The following is a 21486-nucleotide window of genomic DNA, read 5'->3' as shown; positions in this document are numbered from 1 at the left end:
TGATGTAACCGGTTTCAAGATTTTAAGGTTGTTACATTGTAATTATATTTTAAGCTATTGATATTTATGTGTTATTTTTATTCTGGGTGAATTGCTTTGATGATATTTGTGTAACATAAATGTAAAGTTGCTTGTCGTTGTTTATGTGCGTTTTATCGTAATAGATGAACTTTTTATAATTGTAATTTTTTAGGTGTTTTAATTTTATCTATCTGAATATTAACAATTATTGTAATATTTTTGAGGGTTTTAAGAAAATAATTAAACAAATCCATGTAAATGAATTGTTGTTGAAAAGTGTCTTTTACTGATTTACATTTTCATCACTGAAAACGGTTTCATTTGTGGTGGCGCTAGACGTCATTGACTCATGAAATATTGCCATCACGCTAAAAGGGATGAAAGATGAGAGACAGTTTAAAACACCATCACGGATTCAAACGAACCGCACTAGCATTGTGCGTTCTAGCTGCAACACAAAGTTATACGGCATCAGCCCAGGAAACTGAGACATCTGATGAACTTGACGATATAGAAGTCATTAATGTTAGCGGTATTAGAGGTTCTCAAGAGGCTTCCATTTTTGCCAAACGGCATGCTGCAACGGTGGTCGACTCTATCGCCGCGACAGATATCGGTAAATTACCGGATGTCACCATTACTGATTCACTGCAACGTATTTCAGGCGTTCAAATTCGACGCACAGCTGGTGAGGGAGGTTCGCTTAACATTCGCGGTTTACCTCAAGTTGTCACTCAGCTAAATGGTGAGCAGTACCTTGGCGCAAACTCAGTAGTATCTACTCAACCTAACTTCAGTGATATTCCTTCTCCCTTATTTCGTGGTGCCGATGTATTTAAAAATGCAACTGCGAACCTTGGAAATGCGGGTATCACCGGCACGGTGAATCTTAAAACTTATCGTCCATTTGATTTCGAGGAAGGTTCAACATTCAGTGGTGCAGCAGAGGTTCAGCGAGGCGATGAAACAACCTCAAATGATCCGAACTTATCAGCACTTTATAACTGGCAAAACGGGAAAGTTGGCTTCATGCTTTCCGGTACCTATGCCAATGTGAATTTAGCGAATTCTTATAATGGTTTAAACACAGCAAACCCTGGCGACGCTGGTTGGACTGACCGAACTAGTGCCGATGATATCGGAGTAGCAGGCCGAGAAGGAAGAGTGATCCTTGGGGCACAAGGCTTTTCTGCATGGAATCAAGGTACTGAACGAGAACGGATAGGGATAAACTCCTCTACCCAGGTCGATTTAGGAGAAGGTTTCATATTTACCGCTGATGTATTTTACACAGAGCAAGAAGAATACAACCGAAAAGTAGGATTAAGCGCGACCAACAAGTGGGGCCCTAGAGGTTGGTTTGAACCAACCGAAGAGCGAGCTACGGGCGCAATGATTGATGGTGGCGAAATGTACGCTTGGCAGCAAGCAGAGCTTTACCCCTCGCGAATGAAGTCTTTCACGCAAAATGACGTTTATAACAATAGCTCGACGAATATAAATTTGCAGCTAGATTACGATAATGGTGGCGCATTTACTGGTCAGTTTAGAGCAATCGTAGGCAGAGCGTCACAGGAGCATCGTCACGGTTATAACGAAGGTGATATGACTAACGGCCAAACTACGCTTGGTCGTACGACGAATCTAGTGCCAGCGGATAAGTGCAGACCAGAGGATGAGGTAGTCGGCGATCAAGGCGGCTGCCTACAAGCGATTAATGCGTTAGGTTACAGTGAAAACCCGCACCTTACCTACGATACAACCGGTGAACATCCTGTATGGAGTGGCTTCGACCGTTCTCTTGCTGGTGGGTTAGGCGATGGCGCGACAATAGCCGATTATATGGGGAATCTGGGAAGCTACAATGTGGGCGCGTATAGCTCTGAGAATAATGAAAACGCAAACGGCGACATTAATGCCTTCAGTATGAAAGGTAAGTATCTCTTTGAAAGTGGTTTCGTTACTAGTATTGAAGCGGGGATCCGTTATGGGAAGCGAAGTGCCGATTATGAGCGCTATCATCTATTTTCACCGGTGCAAACTGCAGGTTGCTTAGCCCAGTGGAAAGCGACCGATGTATTGCTTGGTGCAAATGCTCCATCGTGTTCAGACGGTGAAGTTGTTGATGGTCAATTTATGCCTTATGCCGCGTTAGAAAATATTCCGTTAGATCAGAACAACAACGTTATTCAAGTCTCAGACTTTGGGCCAGTGTCGGGCATACCTACCGTATGGGCAGTAGACCCCGCTGACTATGATGATCCAGAAGCTTTTCACAATCGCGTATTTGGCCAATCAACCCGAGAAATTGTGCCAGGTTCCAGCTTCAATGCAGATGTGGCAGAGCTGAGTTATTTTCTACAAGCTAACTTTGAAGGCTTAGATGGTTTATTAACAGGTAATGTAGGCGTACGAGTTATCGAAACAGACTTGTCTGTTAAGCAAAATATTGCCGGTGATAATTTACCGTATAGCGCCACAGCCATTGATGTAGGCGATGTGCTTTCAGACAATGAATATACCGATGTTTTACCCTCATTGAATTTGGCCTACCGCATTACTGACAACGTAATTGCCCGATTTGCTTACTCTGAAAATATGACGCCATTAAATCTAAACCAGTACGGTGAAGGTTTAGCACTTAGCAATGCACTTGATTCAGTTGAAGGCAGCCCTACGCAAGGTCAGTTCATTGTTACCGGTGGAAGTCTTGCGGGTAATCCTCAACTCGATCCATGGCGCTCTACCAACTACGATTTGTCACTAGAATGGTACGTCGGTCAGGCGAGTATGGTGAGTGCCGCTGTTTTCCGTGTTGATATAGACAGTTTTACTGTGAATGAAACGGTAGATATGGAAATGCCAGATGCTGATGGCATTGTAAGAAGAAGCGTGCCTATAACTACCTTGGTGCAGGGAGATGGTGGAACACTTGAAGGCTTCGAACTTGGCGCTAAAGTAGCATTTAGCGATATAGTTGAACCTGATTCATTACTCGCTAGTTTTGGTATAGACACGAACTTCACTTACTCGCCTAGCGAAGGTGCAGGTACCGATATTTATGGTGAAGAGAACATGTTCACCGATAACTCAGAACGTCAGTTCAACGTTATTGGTTGGTATCAGGGAGACAGGTTCGAAGCGCGTATTGCTTATAATTATCGTAGTGAAAGACTAGCTGGCCAAGGCGGGTGGGGAGCACTTAACCTATTTCAAGCGCCGACCTCATACGTAGATATTTCTGCCAGCTACGACATTACAGAGAACATGTCTGTCTATGCGCAGGGCTCTAATATTACTGGGGAATACGAAGATTATTACCTGCAATGGGAAGATCAGTATGCCTTTCAAAATTACTATGAAACAAGATACATAGTAGGCGTTCGCGCCAAGTTCTAATTTAGCTAATCATTGTTGGGGGGTACGTTTTGTACTCCCCATGAATTACACTTGGCAGAAAGGGAAAGTTAGTATGATTTTCAGGTATCTGATATTTCACACCGTAGCACTCTTTTAATCACCTCCATGTTAATAACAATAAGTATCAAAATACTATGGCGACCATCCGAGACGTTTCTAGGGAATCTGGTTTATCAATAGCGACAGTTTCGCGCGCAATAAGTAACCCTGAGATGGTTTCAAAACAAAGCCTTTTACGAGTCAATAAGGCTATAGAGAAACTTCAATATCGACCTAATTTATCGGCACAGAAGTTCCGCTTGCAGCGAACCAATACCATAGTGGTGTTGGTGCCTGATATCGCCAATCTATTTTTTGCGACGCTTATAAGCGGTGTTGAAGATACTGCTGCCAAGCATGGCTATAATGTGCTGTTGGGGGATACTCGAGACAACATGAACCGAGAAGAAGAGTTTATTCGGTTAGTGGAAACCCGACAAGCTGATGGGCTTATTCAACTTACGCCACATTCTAAAAATGCGTTGCTGCCTATGAAAGACGTTAAAGCGATAAATGCTGCTGGCTGCGAGGGCACGCCCTATTTATCTGTTCGTATCGATAATATTGATGCGGCGCAAAAAATGGTGCAATACCTCATTAATCTAGGCCATAAACGAATAGGCGTGATTTCGGGGCTTCGAGATAACGCTCATTCGAAGGAAAGGGTTCAAGGATATCGCCAAGCGCTAGAAAAAGCAGGCCTAAGCTACGAAGAAAACTTAGTAGTAGAAGGCGATTTTAAGTATTGGTCTGGGTTAAATGCGGTGCGCCATATTCTTAAAATGGAAGATAGGCCAACAGCTATTTTTTGCGCAAATGATCAAATGGCGATAGGCGCAATGAAGGGGATTAAAGAGCAAGGTCTTAGAATACCTGAGGATATATCAATAACAGGATTTGACGATCTTGATGTGTCGAGTTATTGCGATCCGTCGTTGACTACAATAAGGCAACCCGCAGTTGAGATGGGAGAAAAAGCCGCCGAACTTTTGTTTCGCATAATTGAAGGGAGACAGCCCAGCTTTTCCGAATATATTCTTCCCTATGAAATCATCATTAGAGATAGCACCAGCGCTTTGAAATAAACGTGAGGTTGTTCGTTATTAGTAAATGATAATCAGATTTACATCGTGTTTGGTTATGCACACGGTGGTGAAGGTGTATATAGAAAAATGGTGGCCCCACCCTGACTTGAACAGGGGACCTGCCGATTATGAGTCGGATGCTCTAACCAACTGAGCTATGGGGCCATATTTGAAATCGCTTGGTTGAAAACGTGAAACGTATCAATGAAAAGCGAGCGCAAGTATAAGCAGTTTTATTTGCCTTGTCACGCCTAGGGTTAGGCTTTGTGAACAGTTTGCTTTATTTTTGTTCAGCTTTACCTACATTTGTGACTAATTTGCATTCTTATCGCCTTCTTTACCTTGCACGGCAACCTCAATCCTTGACGAGCCAGCCTTATTAGCCGCACTATGATCCTTAGCAACGGGGATCCTTAGCAATGGGTCGTTTATTTATTAACGCCACTGGGCGAAGGCCCTCGCAGATTAAATTCAAACAGGAAGTACAGATAGAAATGAAAATGCACGGGCGTTTAGGTGTCATATTAGCGATTATTTTAGGGTTGTCGGGCTGCGACAAGCTGGGATTGAGTGAACGAGAAGTGGGCGAAATCCCATTTACGCTCACGGGCATCGAAAATGGCGCATGCCCATTAATGGTAAAAGTAGGGCCTACAAAATGGCAACTAGATTACTTTGGCTTCTACTTAACCAAACCTGAAGTGCGTATTGACGGTAAATGGCAGCGAGTATCATTTAAGCAAACGCAGTGGCAAACCCAATCTACTGCCTTATTAAAGTTTCATACGTTGTGTAGCGCGCCACAAAATGCAAATAATAAAATCGTTCTAGATGTATCGGAAGGTCTATTAAAACTGGCGACTAACCTTAGGTTCACAATGGGGCTTCCCTTTGATGTAAACCATACCGACCCTCTAGCTCAAGCATCACCGTTAAGTGATACCAGCATGTTTTTAAACAAACAGTCGGGGCATCGTTTCTTGCGCTTAGATTTATCTCACGCGGGGGCAAATGATAAACAGTGGCAATATCATTTGGGCAGTGCTAATTGTGTGTCTGAATCTGTCGATGCAGCGCCTGAAGCATCTTGTGCTTATACTAACAGGGTAGAATTCATTTTACCGATGACACAGCTCGACAGCGAACTGACACTTGAGATCTCAGTATCCAACATTTTGGCTCAGGTCGACCTTTTAGAGGCAGATAGCTGTGAATTCGGGAACCCTGAAACACAACCATGCAAGCAATTGTTACGTAACTTGCTGAATAGACCATGGATAAAGTGGGATTAAACGCGCACTAACGGTTTATTATAGACTTTCGGATACTAGAGAGGCAGAGGTTCGCGGGTCATAATGATGCCAGCGTATGGATGACGTAAGTATCAGCCATGCTAAATAGTATATTTTTAATCAATGATAGATGCTTTTATACGCGTGAACGTGAATTTATGCTTATACTTTAAGCAGAGATAATAACCTATCGCCAATAGGTTATGCTGTGCACATAGTGTCAAAATTTGCTATCTTAAGAAAAATAAATGATTCCTGAACAAGGCGAACTGGCGCGGAGATAAGAATGACAGAGAAGGCCTTCCTGATAAGCGGTAGAAATACCATTATCCATAAAATTCGAAAGTTAGATTTGTTAGTAACGAACGGCGACGAACATCCGCCCATTATCGTTACTTATAAAGGCATCAAGCAATATGAAGGGAAAATCCCTGAAAATAAGCGTGATGCTAAAATGATGGATATGGAACTTGTTGATATTACGACAAGCGACGTGTTCGGCGATGAAAAAACCTTAGTGTTTATTCAAACCCTAAATGGAAAAGAATATAAAATCGATTACACAAAAATCGGTACCAGTATGTTCATCAAAATCCATCAAGATAGCATTTTCTAGTTATAAGAAATAACGTGGGGTCAGCAAACCTGACCCCAGTTATCTGCTAGCTGTGTATTAAACCCCGCTATTGGCCGTGCTTCTCCTTTAAGTTGCACATACCGCTGTTCAAATATTGAAAATCGACAAATATCTACTGGCGTGACTTCTGATGCGTTAACGCTATTGATAACACCTGCGGTTTCCAGCCCTTCGGCAATTAACTCGGAACAAAACCAACTACTGAAGTCTTCTTGGTTGTAGCTAATGCTTCCTAAAATAGGGTGACTATCTAGCGCGTCTACAGCTGAACCAAAAAGTTGTAGTACGTCATAGGCCTTCCCTTCTTGAGCAAACATAAAATTAAAAAAGTCCCGTTTGTTTTGCTCGAACATACTGCGAGCGGATTCACCTAACGGCAGCCACCACATGTCGCCGTCGTAGGTATGCACCCGTTCACTTAAGCGGTTAGTCATGACGCCTTTTTTACCGCCATAAACGGTGGCTTCCATAACTTGATTAAAGTATCGGCCCGACGCTTCGTCACGCATTTTGGTTTGCATAACAATAGCAATGTGAGTAACCGCTGAGCGGGTGGTTAACTTTGTCCAGCGAGAAAAAAGGCTGTTTCCGCCAAAAGCGATAATATCGCCTGGGCGCATTTGTTCTCTAATATGATGGTACTTTTGCTGTTCTAACATGATTACCTCCGTGTCAAATGACTGAATAACTTGTATCAAAGTGTGTATAACCCGCGACCAGTAAGCGTTTTAGCGTGGTTAGTTATCGGCTTTTATCGTCGGTTTATCGCTTGGTCTCACGTAACAGAGCTTTAACCTTTTTATAGCGCGAATGTCATATTTTTTCACTAGTTTATGCTCGCGAAGACAAAAGTAGTTGTCGACGCATCATTTAACTAATCTCATTTGAGGAACTTGATATGGATATGTCACGCCACGTTAGATTACCTGCTTTGTTTGGTCTTGGAATTACACTTGCATTATCTGCAAGCCTAGCCAATGCAAATGGGTATCCTGAAAGTACTGAACAAGACCTTGTAGCAGTTTGTGAAGCGATAAAAGAAGATAATCGCTTAGCATTGCATAAAGCAGTTAAACGCAGTCGTATTAGTTATAGAAATTTGCACAAAGGATTAGTGTGTAATGGCGAAGATATGCTTTCTTTCGCTCAGTCGCATAACGCGACGTCAACAGGCGACTATCTTGCTCGCAGAGTGAACGCTGATAAATCTGTCTTAACGGCAAAACGTTAACGGCAAGAAAATTAGACTGTTTGACCGAATTTTATATCCCTGGATTTGGAGCTGCTGCTTTTCAGCAGCTCTTTTTTTATTTAAAGGGGGAGCACAAATCATCAAATACACGCTTATTCCTTTACGCACCAACCTCCTAGCATGAACCGCTTACGCATGAGTCTGCCTGTTTCTGTCTTCTTCTGCCTAATTCTGCTTGGAAAGAAAAACTTCGATAAAGACCAATGTCTTACTAGCGTCATATTCGTTCAGCCGATAGACTGTTTTCGCTAAGAAGTAAGTGCTTTTTCTACTAACTTACTGTGTTTTCGGGAGAACAAGAAGTGTGATGGCTGGAACGCGAAATTGGATAACTGGCGCGACATTAGTACTTGGGTGTTATTACCTCGGTACGTGGCTGTCTTCCTCAACAGGTTTACCACTGCCAGGTGCACTTACTGGCTTGCTCATTCTTCTGGCCGTACTTTTTATCGTTCCGACGGCCGAACCTCTTGTGGCACGTGCCGCTTCCCCCTTACTACGTCATATGTCGGTACTATTTGTACCTGCGGTTCTTGGCGTTAGTGCATATTGGAGTGAAATAGCACAAAACGGGTGGGCCATTGGTATCGCGATAATTATCACTACCTGCATAAGCTTGGGGATTAGCGCTAAAATAGCAGAAAAACTACTGTCCTCACGCCATGCACACCTTTCGCAAGTACCTGCTAAGAAAGATGCAGCCGAACAAGTCACCGAGCAACGGGAAGTAAAAAAGGGAAGTGACAATGATTGAGGCTATTAAAAATGCCGCTACGCTTTCGGGTGTGGTTTGGCTTGCCATCACGCTACTTTTTTATTGGGTTGGGTTAGCTATAAATCGCAAATACTACCGTTACCCGATTTCTCACCCCCTTATTTTTACGGCGCTAAGTGTGGGATTGGTTGTGTATTTTTCCAATACTGCTATGGCCCATTACCAGCAATCTGCTGGCTTGTTACATTGGTTGTTAGGCCCTGTAACGGTTGCGTTGGCACTGCCAATTTACCGACAATGGCAACGTTTGCGTCACTATGGTTTACCTTTGGTGGTGAGCATAATGGCAGGAGGAATTGTTGCGCCAATTTTGGCATGGGCAGCACTTTGGGTTTTCAACTCGCCAATTAGCATTCAACTCACTATGTTAGCCAAATCTATTACCACGCCCCTCGCCATGGAAGCATCGGCTCAAATAGGGGGAATTCCTGCTCTTGCAGCCGTGTTTGTTATTACTACCGGTGTTGTAGGCGCCATTGCCGCTACGAGTATTTTTCGTGTTTTTAAGGTAACCGATACTCAATCTCAAGGCGTTGCACTAGGTACGGTTGCACACGCAGTCGGAACCGCAAAATCGTTACATATGGGTGATGATGTGGCAGCCATGGCAACACTAGGTTTATGCGTAAATGGCATATTTACCGCTATTATTTTGCCATTAATATTTAGTTTTCTCTCACCATCGCTTTAATTTTGACTACAATGGATTAAAGCAATTCATTCGAAAGTGCTATTGTGAGTTTCGACGTGTCACGTCAATATATGAACCGTCAAAATTTATCGCTTCAGTTCGAAGTATTAACGCCGATACAGTGTTGATTACAACGCATTGTAATTTTCACTGTTATCAAAAAGCTAGGTGGTAAGATTATTCAATGTTTTCTGTACTCGTCTGTGACGACTCGTTAGTCGCTCGAAAACAAGTTGCCAAATGTTTACCTCAGGACTGGGATGTTTCTGTACATTTTGCAAAGAATGGCCAGGAAGCACTCGTCGCGCTTAAAGAAGGTAAAGGAGATTTACTGCTGCTTGATTTGAACATGCCCATACTCGATGGCTATGGCACGTTAGAAGCAATTAAAGCAGAAGGCTTGTCGACTAAGGTCATTGTTATTTCAGGAGATATTCAACCTGAAGCTTACGATAGAGTAACGGCTTTGGGGGCATTGGATTTCATTCGTAAGCCCGTATCGCCTCAAACCCTTGCTGAAGTGCTCGATAAATTTGACATATTGCGCAGCGAGCCAGAGCCTGTTGTGGAAGCTGCGCCTTTAGACCCTGATATCCGTGATTGCTACCAAGAAATAACGAATATCGCCATGGGTCAAGCCGGTGATCATTTAGCTCGCATCATGAACGTTTTCGTTCGACTTCCTATCCCCAATGTAAACCTCATTGAAGTTTCTGAATTACACATGATGCTTTCAGATATCGAAAGTCATGAACAAGTTACCGCCGTTTGCCAGGGCTTTATAGGGCCGGGCATCAGTGGCGAGGCCATTTGTATTTTAAGTGATTCGAGCTTTGAAGATGTGGCAAAAATTCTCAATGTGGAAGGCGAAGTAGATGACCAGCTTCAGCTCGAGCTATTAATGGATGCTGCCAGTATTCTTATCGGCACTTGCCTTACTGGCCTAGCAGTGCAAATGGATGTTAACTTCAGCCAAGGTCATCCTATTGTTTTAGGGCAGCACCGAGCCATTACTGAAATTATCAGTATGAATCAGATTAGATGGAAACGAACCCTCGCCATCGAGCTAAGCTATGGCTTAGAAGGTTACAATGTTCAATGTGATTTGATTTTGTTATTTACCGAAGAGTCGATGAAAATGATGAATTCGAAACTTGCCCACCTGTTGGAGGACTTCTAATGAGCCAGCAATTGGATGATATACTCGAATTCCATTGGATGATGGATATGCTTCAAACGGTTGACGTTGGCATTGTTGTGCTAAATCGACAGTTTAAAATTCAAGTCTGGAACGGCTTCATGGAAAGCCATAGTGGTATGTTACCCAGTGACGTTCGTGATAAGTCGCTTTTTGAATTATTCCCCTCCATTAAAGAAGACTGGTTTAAGCAAAAATCTAAACCCGTATTCGAGCTAAAAACCAGAGCATTTATGACCTGGGAACAGCGCCCTTATTTATTTAAGTTTCCTAACTACCGGCCGATTACAGGTAGTGAGTCATTTATGTATCAAAACATCACACTGTCGCCATTAATATCGGCTACAGGAAATGTTGAATACATCAGTATGATGATTTACGACATGACAGATGTTGCGGTTGGTAAAAAGCAACTTGAAGCCATACAGGTGCATATGACGGAAGCACAAGAGCGTAATCAGCTCGCCCGCTAGTATTCACTTTTATCGCCACAAGTAACTTGCGAACCACCCCCCATTTTTTATTCGAGTTAATCGACACGAGGCCGCAGTTCTACGTGTTGCCGGAGTCACTATGCGAACGTTTTTCCAGTTTCTATTCTCACCCTTGTTTTTGCTATTAGAGGCGAAGGCAAAAACTACCCTTTCGACTAAATGTTTTATTCTTGTTGCAATGGTGTTTGTGTTAGCTGCGTGTGGCGGTGGCGGCGGTGATTCAGATGGCGGCAGTGGCTCTAGCAACAGTGACTTAGTGATTAACGCCGGTGACGATGCAACGGTTACCGAGGGCGCAAGTTATTCATTGAGTGCGGTAGTGAGTGGTGGGAATGAAGAATATACCTACCGTTGGTCGGCATCGCCTTCACTGACTATCACCCATGAAGACACTAGCGATTCTGCTGCTAGCTTTGAAGCGCCAAGCGTATCAAGTGCCACAGAATACACTATTACCGTAACGGTTAACGACACGGGGGGCAACGAAGCCAGTGATTTAACCATTATAACCGTGGTGCCAATTAATATTGCTCCAGAAGCGATTATTGATGTGCCCGAGTGGGATGGTTTAGATGCAAATAATTTCCCCGGTGGTGTAGAAGTTATTTTTGATGGTAGTAGCAGCACCGATGCCGATGCTGCAGACGAGAGCGCATCCATCTCTGATTACAGCTGGACGCAAACCGACGGCACTAACGTGATTACGGGTGAAGAAACCAATTTATCAACGCTTACCATAGTGACGCCTATCGCAAATGATGCACAAACCCTAAGTTTCGAATTGACAGTAACCGACAGCGAAGGCACTACCGACACTGAATCAGTGGCTATTTTTGTGCAGTCAGAGTCAGATACGTTGCCTGAGGTTGACGCTGGTTCTTCTCAGGGTGTTTTTAGTGGTGAAACTATTTTGCTAGATGGCGATGCCAGTACCAGTATTCCAAGTGCGTTACCGCTTACTTATGATTGGGAGCGCAGTAATAATGTATCTTCAACAGCGTTACCTGCTAATGCAGCTGATGCATCTATCTTAAGCCAAAACGTAGACATACAAGCAATAGATGATGAAGATGGCTTATCTACTTTTGCTATCGCGCCTGCGGTAACTGAATATACCGTAGTGGCTTACACATTAACCGTGACCGATGCCAACGGTAATCAAGTAGAAGATACAATTAATGTGGGCGTACGCCCTATGCCGACTCCCTTAATGAATGATACTGGCGTGTTGCAGCAAGCAACTGATAATGCACTTACTGAAGCGCAACAAAACGAGTGGCCAGGTCAAGATGGTCAACGAGGCGCTGATGTTGTTGAGAATAATGGATTAATTGAGAAAGCAGGAAGAGGCAAAGCGGGCTTCGATTATACCCGCTTAAATGCCAATGGCGATGAACAAGATGCCAGTGCAGATGCGTGGTCATGCGTACGCGACAACGTAACGGGCTTAGTGTGGGAAGTAAAAACCGACGACGGTACACTGCAAGATAAAGACTACACTTATTCATGGTATAGCGACGATGTTAATGGTGGTTATGAAGGTGATTTAAGCGGCAACGATACGGTTTGTTCACTGACTAACTGCAACACGCAAGCTTATGTGACAGCATTAAACGCTCAAGGGTTATGTGGTTTTTACGACTGGCGTATGCCCACGCACCAAGAACTTTTTTCGCTTATGCATTTAGGTATCTCTGATAGCATGACCATTGATGAGGATTACTTTCCTTATACAGGTGTGCTTTCAGCAAACCCAGTGTGGTACTGGACTTCTGTACCTAGCGCAGACGGTGTAAACAGCGACGATGCCCAAAATGCATGGGCGCTGGATTTCGATTCTGGGGTAGATAATTTTTTAAATAAATCCTCGGCGGCAAAAGTACGCTTAGTAAGAGCGGGGAGATAATTATGAAAAACGTAGTGCCTTTTTTAACACCTAAATTATCATCTGTATTAGCACCACTAGCAGCATCGCTTATGCTAGTTTCAACTGGCTTATCGGCACAAACGTGTTTGTCAGACGGGCTTGAAACCACACCTGATGAAGACTTTACTACCATTACTAGTAGTACGGTGTTACACGCGCCTACCGACTTGGTGTGGGAGCGCTGTGCAGAAGGCCAAACCTGGGATGGGTCTACCTGTGATGGCGAAGCCGTGAAGTACACATGGCAGCAAGCATTAAAGTTAGCGCATGCGGCCAGTGATGAAGATTTGCTGGGGTGGCGACTTCCCAATGTTAAAGAACTTGCCACTATTGTTGAGCGTGACTGTGTACGACCAGCGGTAAATAGCACCATGTTCCCAGAAACGCCGCCAGATGACTTTTGGACTTCTACCCCTTCGGTTGATGATCCCGATAGGGCATGGGTAGTGGCTTTCTTTAATGCTAGCCATTCAATCAAAGAGAAAGATCGCTTTATTTACGTAAGATTGGTGCGAACGTACACAAACGATTAGTGAAGATGCACAAACCTTTGATTTATACTTTAGACCAATGAGAAGGTTGTGCGGTAGGAAATATGAAGGCGCGCACTTATAATGCGCGTATTTCTTATTGTTAGCAGGCATCCATGTTTACCTTGATACTTCACCCTGATTTTTCGCAGTTTAGACTCATGTCACCTTCCTATTTGCGTGTAAGCTAGCCACAATACTCTCATGAAATATTTTGAACGCCTTTTACTAGGCATGGTAAGCACAGTGCTATTTGCTGGATGGATTAAACCAGCCTCGGCAGAAATTTCGTGCAACATTGATTTTGCTTATGGCTTAGCGGTAAATGAAACTCAACTTCGCGTTATGGAAAAGTCTCGCACGCGGGTGCAAATTAACGATCAAACTCAACTTTTTATTGATGGGCGTTGGCAAACCCTTACCGCTGAACAAAGCGAGTGGTTAGGTGAGTATGCGCATGGCCTACATTATGTGGTGCCCAAAATGATAGTGTTGGCTACCGAGGGCGTTGATTTAGCAGTAGATACTATTGAGAGTGTGTACCTAGGTTTAGTAGGAAGCGACCACGATAGCTACGAGCGCTTAAATAGCGCTATGAAGCGGGTAAAAGTAAGGGTTAAAGACAAGTTCAGACATGCGAGTAATCATTACTTCATCGGCCCAGGATCGTTAGAAAGTGTCGATGATTTTGTTGATAGTGAAATTGAAGCCCAATTGGAAGAGGCTATTTCTACCTCGGTAGGCGGTATTTTGTCGGCTATTAGCGGAATCAATACCAATAGTGATGAAGTGAACAGTGACAAAGTCGCTGAAATTACCCGTCAATTAGGCACGGTAGGCGAGCAGCTTGAAAGAGATATGAACAGCAAAGCAACCAGCCTACGAAATAAAGCAGAGTGGATTTGTAACAAACTAAAACGATTAGATGTTGCTGAAGAAAAGCTTCGCGCTTCAATACCCGCACTGCAACCGTATAATCTCATTATTTCCCATTCCCCAGAGGAAACGGAATAGCAGATAGCCTCGCACTTAGCGAGGCCAATCCTGCCTACTTCCAATCTATACAAAACAAGACAGTAAAGTGTTCAGGTAACGTCTGCCTTTTGCGGTTACCTGCCAGTGGGTATCGGTAATATCGAGCAGCCCTTGTGCCTGAGCATCGTCTAAAGCGTCTTGATATTCTTTCGTTAATTCAACACCGGTTAGTGCGGTGTAGTCCTCAATAGGGCAGGGCTCTACCAATCTAAAGCGGTTCATGAAGAATTCAAACGGTAAGTCTTCAGCAGGTACCCGTGTTTCTGTGTCTAAATAAGGGCGGCTTATTTCCATGTAGCCACGAGGGTGCTTAATTTTAACTGTACGCGTAATCGTTCCCGTGGCGATATCCGTAACCTTGCCGTGCGCGCCGCAGCCTATTCCCAAGTAATCACCAAAACGCCAATAGTTAAGGTTATGCTGGCACTGATGCCCCGCTTTTGCATAAGCAGAAATCTCATATTGCTCGTAACCAGCGGCCTTTAATCGTGCATGGCCTTGTTCTTGAATGTCCCACAAAATATCATCATCGGGTAATTCAGGCGGACGTGAATAAAAGGGCGTATTAGGTTCAATCGTTAACTGATACCACGACAAATGATAGGGCGACAACGCCAAGGCTTTATTCACATCAGACATGGCGTTTTCTACACTTTGTTCGGGTAGACCATGCATTAAATCTAAGTTAAATGTAGGTAGCCCAGCACTATGTGCCTGATTAATCGCTTCTATGGCTTGGGTATCATTATGAATGCGGCCAAGCACTTTTAGGTGGGCAGGCTGAAAGCTTTGTATACCTACTGATATACGGTTTATACCGGCTTGATAAAAGCCAGCGAAACGACCACTTTCCACCGTACCAGGGTTAGCTTCCATGGTGATCTCAGCATCATCCGCTAAGTTTACCCGTATGCGAATACCCTTAATTAAGTCGCTAATCGCCTCGGCTGAAAATAAACTTGGAGTGCCCCCGCCTATGAAAATAGTTTCAACGGTTCTATCGCCAATGCGCTTAGCATCTATGGCTAAGTCATCGAGCAAGTGAGCTACATACTCTTTTTCGGGCAATGCTGACTTTAAGCCGTGTGAATTAAAATCGCAATATGGGCATTTTTGTACGCACCATGGAATATGCACATACAAACTTAGTGGAGGATTACGCAAAGGTGTTTCTCATTGATGCTAATAATATAGCCAGTGCGTTTCCGCGGTGACTAATACGGTTCTTTTCAGCTTTATCTAACTGCGCTGCGGTGCAGTTGTGCGATGGCACGTTGAATACTGGGTCGTATCCAAAGCCGCCGTCACCTTCACGAGATTTAAGAATTTCACCTTCCCACTTACCTTGACTAACGAGTGGCACAGGGTCACCTGCGTGGCGCATAAAAACCAATGTGCAAAAGAAATGCGCTTTGCGGTTATCAGTGCCTGATAGCTCACTTAAAAGCTTGTCGATATTGTCGCTGTCGGTAGCATCCTCGCCAGCAAAGCGTGCTGAATAAATACCAGGTGCGCCGCCAAGGGCATCAACCACTAAGCCGGAATCGTCAGCAATAGCCGGTAAACCGGTTACCTTGGCAGCATGTCGCGCTTTAATAATGGCATTCTCAACAAAGGTAGTGCCTGTTTCAGGTACGTCTTCTACGCCCAAGTCTTTTTGCGCAATAACATCTACACCGTACTCAGCAAACAAGCTGGTGAATTCACGCACCTTGCCCTGATTACCAGACGCAAGCACTATCTTTTGAGGAAAAGTCATAAAAATACCTTAACAAATTTAATTCAGTTTTAGCTGGCGCTGGCTAAGCTAAGCAGGAGACCTAACTACCCCGTAACCACGCGGTGAATACATCCCTGTACGCTCCGCTGCCGCATCCATGCGGCAGAGGGGTTACTGTGCAGTTAGTTCTCCTACTTGCTAGCCTGTGTCGCAAATATTGCAGTTTTAATCGCGGTTTATTTAATAGCTTGTGTAGCAGATTAAGAGCAACTTAATAAGACACCGTTTTTAAAAAACTTTGAATGGCTAAAGGTGGTTTATACCTGCCGGTTTCGCAGATTGCCCTGAATTGGGAGAAAGCTTGCGCAGCCAACACACCTGATTGGCCGCGCTAACCGTGCCATCGCCAACCTCGTCATCAACTAGCACGCAAAGGGCCGCATCACTTATCCCCAGATCAGCTCATCGCGTTAGCGCTTCTTCGTGCGATTCTTAATTTTTGGCTTCGCTTTCGCCTTGGCTTTCGCTTTGTCTTTCGCCGTTAGCTTTTTCTTTCTTGGGCCAATTTTAGGTGTTTTGTTTTGCGGACGAAGTTCTGCAATAACGCGGGCTTTAATTGGCTCTTCGGTGTAGCGTGCCGCTTTGGAAATAAATTCAAAGTCGTGGGCTTCTATCAATGAAATCGCAGTGCCTTTGGCGCCAGCGCGCCCGGTACGGCCAATTCGGTGAACATAAACGTCGGCTTTACGTGGCATATCGAAGTTAATGACATGGCTAACTTCAGGTACATCAATGCCTCGCGCGGCTACGTCGGTGGCTAGGAGTACCGGCACTTCGCCACTTTTAAAGCGGGTTAAGGCAGCCATACGTTTATCTTGTGGCATTTCGCCTTGTAACCAGCACACCATAATATCTTGCGATGCTAAATAGTCTTTAAGCATTTGCAGGCGTTCGCGGGTTTTAACGAATACAACCGTGGTAGTCGCTTGTTCTTTTAATATATGAACGAGCAATGCCTTTTTATGGTTTAAGTCATCAGCTAAGTGATACCACTGGTGAATTTTGTTCTTTTCTTTGCGTGATGGAAACGCTTCAATCACTTCAGGGTTTTGCAGAATGTCTTTGGCAAACTGACTGACACCGCCGCCTTCCAATGTGGCAGAAAATAGCATGTTCTGTTTGCGCCAGCGTGCTTCACTAGCAATCTGGTTCACAATAGTGCGGAAACCCATGTCTAGCATGCGATCGGCTTCATCAAGTATCAGGCACTCGATGTCACGACAATCGGCCATTTCATTTTGAATGTGTTCGAACAAACGCCCTGGAGTAGCCACCAAAATATCGATACTTTGGCTAAGGGTTTCTCTGTCGGTACCGTAGTTAATGCCACCGGTGATCACACCGCTAACAATATCAGTGTGTCTGGTTAACTCAACGGCTTGTTCATACACCTGAAGCGCGAGTTCGCGGGTAGGGGTAAGAATAAGAATGCGAGTCGAACCTGGTTGCTTACGCGGGTAGTCGAGTAAAAACTGACAAACTGGCAACAAGAACGCAGCGGTTTTTCCCGTGCCTGTAGGCGCAGAAGCCAAAATGTCGCGCCCGTCCATTGCATGAGGGATAACCAAAGATTGTACGCTGGTGGGGCTCTCGTAGCCCATATCTGCCACCGCGTGGCAGAGTTCTTCGTCTAATTCGAGATCTTCGAAAGTCATAGTATAAAAACGCTCATATTGAATGGGGCGTATTGTAGCATTTATGGTACAAAACGTAGAAAAAAAACACGTAATAGATAATTTACCGAATCGTTTTGTGCAAGCACATCACAACCCCTTTGATAGCACCTTACGAAATTAAGTGATGAAAGCGCCTGATTAACTTGGTTTATCAGGGCGCCTTATCAAAGTAGTGCGCTTATTTTTTCCAATTTAGCATTGTTTAGTGCTTCACGAATTTCTGGGCCTTTAAATCCTTGGGCAATAATGTGCTGAACATCCACTGCATTGGCTGTTGCTAAAGCTTTAGTTATCAACGCTTCGCGTCTCGCCCAATTTAATGCATCTACAGTTTCCGGTCGTTCTGAATCAGCGAGTTGCCTTGCAATAGGCTGCAAGGCATTGAGAAAAAGACTAAAGCGTTCAGGTCGTCGCCATGCATCGGTTTTATTAAACACAGATAACAGAGTCTCGGCATCTAGTTTGTCGCTATTAAGAAGTGATGTTTTATGCGCACTCACCATTTCGGCAATTTCGCTCACTGTATTTTGCACTTTTAATCGTTTACACAGTTGCTGAACTTCATTGAGTGATAAGCCTGAACAAAGCGCTGCGAAACGAATTTCTATTGGCGCAGTCTGACTGGCGTTTTGTTCCTGTGGTTGAGTGTGTGATTGCTTTTGAATTTGTTTGAGTGTCTGAATACCAGTAATAAAAGCGCTTTCAGACTGACTAAGTTCTGCAAACCAGTCGTCTAAGCCATGGCACGCTTTTAAGGTTTTGAAAAATACCTCGGGAGTAGCTTCCAGCAAACTTCGCTTGGTTTCTTGCCATACTCTTTCTGCACTTAGGCTGGTTAACTCACCAGACTTGGCCATGTCGGTCATTAAGCTTAAGGTTTCTTCTGCAATGGTAAATCCTAAATAGGCATAGCGGGTGGCAAAACGGGCTACGCGAAATACCCGTAGAGGGTCTTCACTAAAGGCTTCAGAAACATGACGAAGAACTTTTTGCGCTAAATCTTGCTGGCCATGATAGGGGTCGATAAGTTCGCCGTCTTGATCTCGGGCAATGGCATTTACAGTTAAATCTCGGCGTTTTAAATCCTCTTCCAACGTGACCGACGTAGACGCGTCGCACTCAAAGCCTGTATAGCCGTTGCTTGTTTTTCGTTCGGTACGGGCAAGTGCGTATTCTTCTGAGGTTTTGGGGTGTAAGAATACAGGGAAGTCTTTACCGACTTGAGTGAAGCCTTTAGCTAGCATTTGCGCAGGTGTTGCTCCTACCACAACATAATCACGTTCGGTAACGGTTCTTCCCAAAAGGGTGTCGCGTACCGCGCCGCCAACTAAATAAACTTGCATGTAACCTCTATATTAAAATTTAACTAAGCCAATGCGTATTATTACAGAAGCAGTTTGTATAAGCACACTTTGACTTCTGTTCACGCTCTGGTAGTTTAAATCGCGTTTTCAACTTCAACAGCGAATACCATGTATTTGAATTACTTTGGGTTAAGTGATAATCCGTTTTCAATCGCGCCAAACCCCGATTACCTCTATATGAGCCCGCGGCACAAAGAGGCGTTAGCTCACCTTACTTTTGGGCTAAGTGAAAGTGGCGGTTTTGTTATGCTTACCGGCGAGGTAGGGACAGGGAAAACCACGGTTTCTCGTAAGTTATTGCAGCAACTGCCCGATAACACCCAAGTCGCGATGATACTAAACCCAACGCTTTCTGCGCTGGAGTTACTCGCCACGGTATGCGATGAACTTGGTTTACACTACCAAGAAGAGAAAGCCAGCTTAAAATACTTTACCGATTTGATTTTATCTAAGTTGGCAGAAAATCACCAACAGGGTATGAACACGGTGTTGATGGTTGATGAAGCGCAGCACTTATTGCCAGAAGTGTTGGAACAATTGCGGTTATTAACGAACCTTGAAACCAACCGCGAAAAGCTATTAAAAGTGGTATTAATCGGCCAGCCTGAATTACAGCAACTATTGAAGCGCAACGAGCTAAGACAACTCGCTCAGCGTATTACTGCACGGTATCATTTGCTGCCACTTACCGCCCCAGAAGTTAGTGCTTACATAGCGCATAGGCTTAGTGTCGCGCATGGTGATGTGAGTATTTTTAGCAAATCTACCTTGCGGGCAGTGCATCAAATAACCGGTGGTATTCCAAGAGTGATAAACTTGCTTTGCGATAGGGCGTTAACCCTTTCTTTTACCAAACAACATGCTGTAGTGCAAAAACCTATTTTCCTTGCTGCAGCACAGCAAATTCTTGGTGAAGATGTGGTAAGCCAACGTATACAAGGTAATCGAAAGTGGTGGCTTGCAACCGCATTTGTTGTAGCTGTGTTCTGTGGTTATGGCCTAGGGAGTTTATATGTCTAATATTCTTAGTATTAGTGACCTGAAGCCCGGCATGGTGATTGTTAGAATTACGCAACAGAATGGGCCGGTTAAAATTCGAAAATCGGGCTTGGTGTCTAGCGATGCTATGGTGGAAGGCTTAGCCGAAATGGGTGTTCAGGAAATAGAAATAGATCCTGATCAAACAGTAGAAATTGCGCCTGCTACTACAGCGGGAAGTGGCCATCGCACACAGACCCAAGCACTACTGCGTGGCCAGCATGATACCAGCGCTAAGTTCGACAAAACGCTATCTGATCAATTTAATCGCAGTTTGTTTTTGCCTACCGTGCAAGGACTACCTTCCATGTGGAAGGTATATGGCAAAGAACTTGCGACTTATTCGACCATTGTTGCAGGTGGTTTTTGCTTAGGTTTTTTGGTTGCCACGCGAGGTGAATGGTGGCCTGCGGTTACAGCATCGGTTGTGGAAACTATTCAACCTGAAACCTCAACCACGGCCGCTACCTCGGAATTGGGTTCTGAAGCGCTTAAACAAGCGCCGACACAAGAGCTTGCACAGACATCTTCACAGCTAACTGCACAAGTTAGCGGCCAAGGCAGTGTGCAAGGGGCAGAACAAACAGCTGCGCCAATAGATACGCCGTTAATGGTGCCCAATGCATCTGAACAAGTATCAACCACTAGCGGTAATCCACCTTCTGAAGGCATCGCTTCGCAAGAAGTTGGTTCAGATGATATATCGCAAGCCTCTCGCGCTAATAACAGCCCAAATTCACAATCTCTGCCAAGCCAAAACTCTACGGGAAATCAAGCTCTGACGGAGAATCGAAGTGATGCTGATGATACGTTCGACTTAGCCGTGGCTGAGGAAGAAGGGCGCGTGCTTAATTCTCAAGGCAACCAAGATGACAACAAGATTGAAGTATCGCCAGAACTGTTAGCGCGTTTTAATCAAGCGGTGGCCGCACTCGATACCCAAGCTGAGAATAATGATTTTGAGCCGGAAACGAAAGTAACGGTTCGAGACAACATTCAGCGTGTTGATCAGTTACCTGTGCGGCTATTAACGAGATTGCCCTCTATGAACTTCAGTGCGCATATGTACGCATCACGACCCGATGATCGCTGGGTGCGAGTGAACGGCAAACAAATGAGTGAGGGCGATTGGATTGACGATAAGGTGCAAATTGTCAATATTGAAGCGCAGCAAGTGGTGTTAGGTTTTGAAGAAGAACTCTTCACCATGGCGGCGCTTACGGATTGGTAAT

At 44.4% G+C, this 21486-nt stretch carries 19 protein-coding genes and 1 tRNA gene; 14 read left to right on the top strand and 6 right to left on the bottom strand.

The window, feature by feature from the left end:
- Positions 1-405 precede the first annotated feature (405 nt).
- Positions 406-3420, top strand: a complete 3015-nt coding sequence (locus JKP82_RS05370; protein ID WP_218396119.1) for a TonB-dependent receptor — start codon at positions 406-408, stop codon at positions 3418-3420.
- A 155-nt stretch (positions 3421-3575) separates the two neighbouring features.
- Positions 3576-4565, top strand: coding sequence for a LacI family DNA-binding transcriptional regulator (locus JKP82_RS05365; protein WP_159529036.1), 990 nt, complete (start codon positions 3576-3578; stop codon positions 4563-4565).
- An 88-nt stretch (positions 4566-4653) separates the two neighbouring features.
- Here the strand turns inward: JKP82_RS05365 and JKP82_RS05360 are convergent.
- Positions 4654-4730, bottom strand: a tRNA-Ile gene (locus tag JKP82_RS05360).
- A 254-nt stretch (positions 4731-4984) separates the two neighbouring features.
- On the opposite strand from JKP82_RS05360, the gene JKP82_RS05355 reads away from it, so the two are divergent.
- Positions 4985-5857 (top strand): MbnP family protein, encoded by an 873-nt coding sequence (locus tag JKP82_RS05355; RefSeq protein ID WP_232370579.1) that lies wholly within the window; start codon positions 4985-4987, stop codon positions 5855-5857.
- Between the two features lie 286 nt (positions 5858-6143).
- Positions 6144-6473 (top strand): hypothetical protein, encoded by a 330-nt coding sequence (locus JKP82_RS05350; protein WP_159529064.1) that lies wholly within the window; start codon positions 6144-6146, stop codon positions 6471-6473.
- Between the two features lie 20 nt (positions 6474-6493).
- Here the strand turns inward: JKP82_RS05350 and JKP82_RS05345 are convergent, their stop codons facing one another.
- Positions 6494-7153 carry a hypothetical protein gene (locus JKP82_RS05345; protein WP_159529066.1) on the bottom strand — a complete coding sequence of 220 codons (660 nt, stop codon included), beginning with the start codon at positions 7151-7153 and terminating at the stop codon, positions 6494-6496.
- 239 nt (positions 7154-7392) lie between these two features.
- On the opposite strand from JKP82_RS05345, the gene JKP82_RS05340 reads away from it, so the two are divergent.
- The 8 genes from JKP82_RS05340 (at position 7393) to JKP82_RS05305 (ending at position 14375) form a co-directional block, all read left to right on the top strand.
- Positions 7393-7725 carry a DUF3718 domain-containing protein gene (locus JKP82_RS05340; protein ID WP_159529068.1) on the top strand — a complete coding sequence of 111 codons (333 nt, stop codon included), beginning with the start codon at positions 7393-7395 and terminating at the stop codon, positions 7723-7725.
- 328 nt (positions 7726-8053) lie between these two features.
- A complete protein-coding gene (locus JKP82_RS05335) occupies positions 8054-8500 on the top strand; it encodes a CidA/LrgA family protein (protein WP_218396280.1) in 447 nt (148 codons plus the stop codon).
- Entirely contained in the window at positions 8493-9212 is a 720-nt protein-coding gene (locus tag JKP82_RS05330) for an LrgB family protein (protein ID WP_159529070.1), read from the top strand. The genes JKP82_RS05335 and JKP82_RS05330 overlap by 8 nt, the downstream gene beginning before the upstream one ends.
- A gap of 184 nt (positions 9213-9396) precedes the next feature.
- Positions 9397-10392, top strand: a complete 996-nt coding sequence (locus tag JKP82_RS05325; RefSeq protein ID WP_159529072.1) for a response regulator — start codon at positions 9397-9399, stop codon at positions 10390-10392.
- Positions 10392-10883, top strand: a complete 492-nt coding sequence (locus JKP82_RS05320) for a PAS domain-containing protein (RefSeq protein WP_159529074.1) — start codon at positions 10392-10394, stop codon at positions 10881-10883. The genes JKP82_RS05325 and JKP82_RS05320 overlap by 1 nt, the downstream gene beginning before the upstream one ends.
- A 199-nt stretch (positions 10884-11082) precedes the next feature.
- Entirely contained in the window at positions 11083-12810 is a 1728-nt protein-coding gene (locus JKP82_RS05315; RefSeq protein ID WP_232370715.1) for an Lcl C-terminal domain-containing protein, read from the top strand.
- 2 nt (positions 12811-12812) lie between these two features.
- A complete protein-coding gene (locus JKP82_RS05310) occupies positions 12813-13364 on the top strand; it encodes an Lcl C-terminal domain-containing protein (RefSeq protein ID WP_159529078.1) in 552 nt (183 codons plus the stop codon).
- 201 nt (positions 13365-13565) lie between these two features.
- Positions 13566-14375 carry a YggN family protein gene (locus JKP82_RS05305; RefSeq protein ID WP_159529080.1) on the top strand — a complete coding sequence of 270 codons (810 nt, stop codon included), beginning with the start codon at positions 13566-13568 and terminating at the stop codon, positions 14373-14375.
- 45 nt (positions 14376-14420) lie between these two features.
- Here the strand turns inward: JKP82_RS05305 and hemW are convergent, their stop codons facing one another.
- The 4 genes from hemW to JKP82_RS05285 form a co-directional block, all read right to left on the bottom strand.
- On the bottom strand, positions 14421-15560 hold the full coding sequence (gene hemW, locus JKP82_RS05300) for a radical SAM family heme chaperone HemW (RefSeq protein ID WP_159529082.1): 1140 nt from the start codon (positions 15558-15560) through the stop codon (positions 14421-14423).
- Positions 15553-16155 carry an XTP/dITP diphosphatase gene (locus tag JKP82_RS05295; RefSeq protein WP_218396118.1) on the bottom strand — a complete coding sequence of 201 codons (603 nt, stop codon included), beginning with the start codon at positions 16153-16155 and terminating at the stop codon, positions 15553-15555. Before JKP82_RS05295 ends, hemW begins: the two co-directional genes overlap by 8 nt.
- Before the next feature lie 431 nt (positions 16156-16586).
- Entirely contained in the window at positions 16587-17831 is a 1245-nt protein-coding gene (srmB, locus tag JKP82_RS05290; RefSeq protein ID WP_159529086.1) for an ATP-dependent RNA helicase SrmB, read from the bottom strand.
- Positions 17832-18016: 185 nt separating this feature from the next.
- Positions 18017-19195 (bottom strand): multifunctional CCA addition/repair protein, encoded by a 1179-nt coding sequence (locus JKP82_RS05285; protein WP_218396116.1) that lies wholly within the window; start codon positions 19193-19195, stop codon positions 18017-18019.
- Positions 19196-19324: 129 nt separating this feature from the next.
- Here JKP82_RS05285 and JKP82_RS05280 point away from each other — a divergent pair, with 129 nt between their 5' ends.
- Both JKP82_RS05280 and JKP82_RS05275 read left to right on the top strand, forming a co-directional pair.
- Positions 19325-20236, top strand: a complete 912-nt coding sequence (locus JKP82_RS05280) for an ExeA family protein (protein ID WP_218396114.1) — start codon at positions 19325-19327, stop codon at positions 20234-20236.
- The gene (locus JKP82_RS05275) at positions 20229-21485 is read left to right on the top strand and encodes a general secretion pathway protein GspB (RefSeq protein ID WP_159529091.1); all 1257 of its coding nucleotides are present in this window, start codon (positions 20229-20231) and stop codon (positions 21483-21485) included. The genes JKP82_RS05280 and JKP82_RS05275 overlap by 8 nt, the downstream gene beginning before the upstream one ends.
- Position 21486 lies beyond the last annotated feature (1 nt).

Origin of the sequence: Alteromonas lipotrueae (assembly GCF_019249215.1) — a bacterium.
Classification (GTDB): domain Bacteria; phylum Pseudomonadota; class Gammaproteobacteria; order Enterobacterales; family Alteromonadaceae; genus Alteromonas; species Alteromonas lipotrueae.
This window is presented reverse-complemented; position numbering and strand designations above follow the sequence as displayed.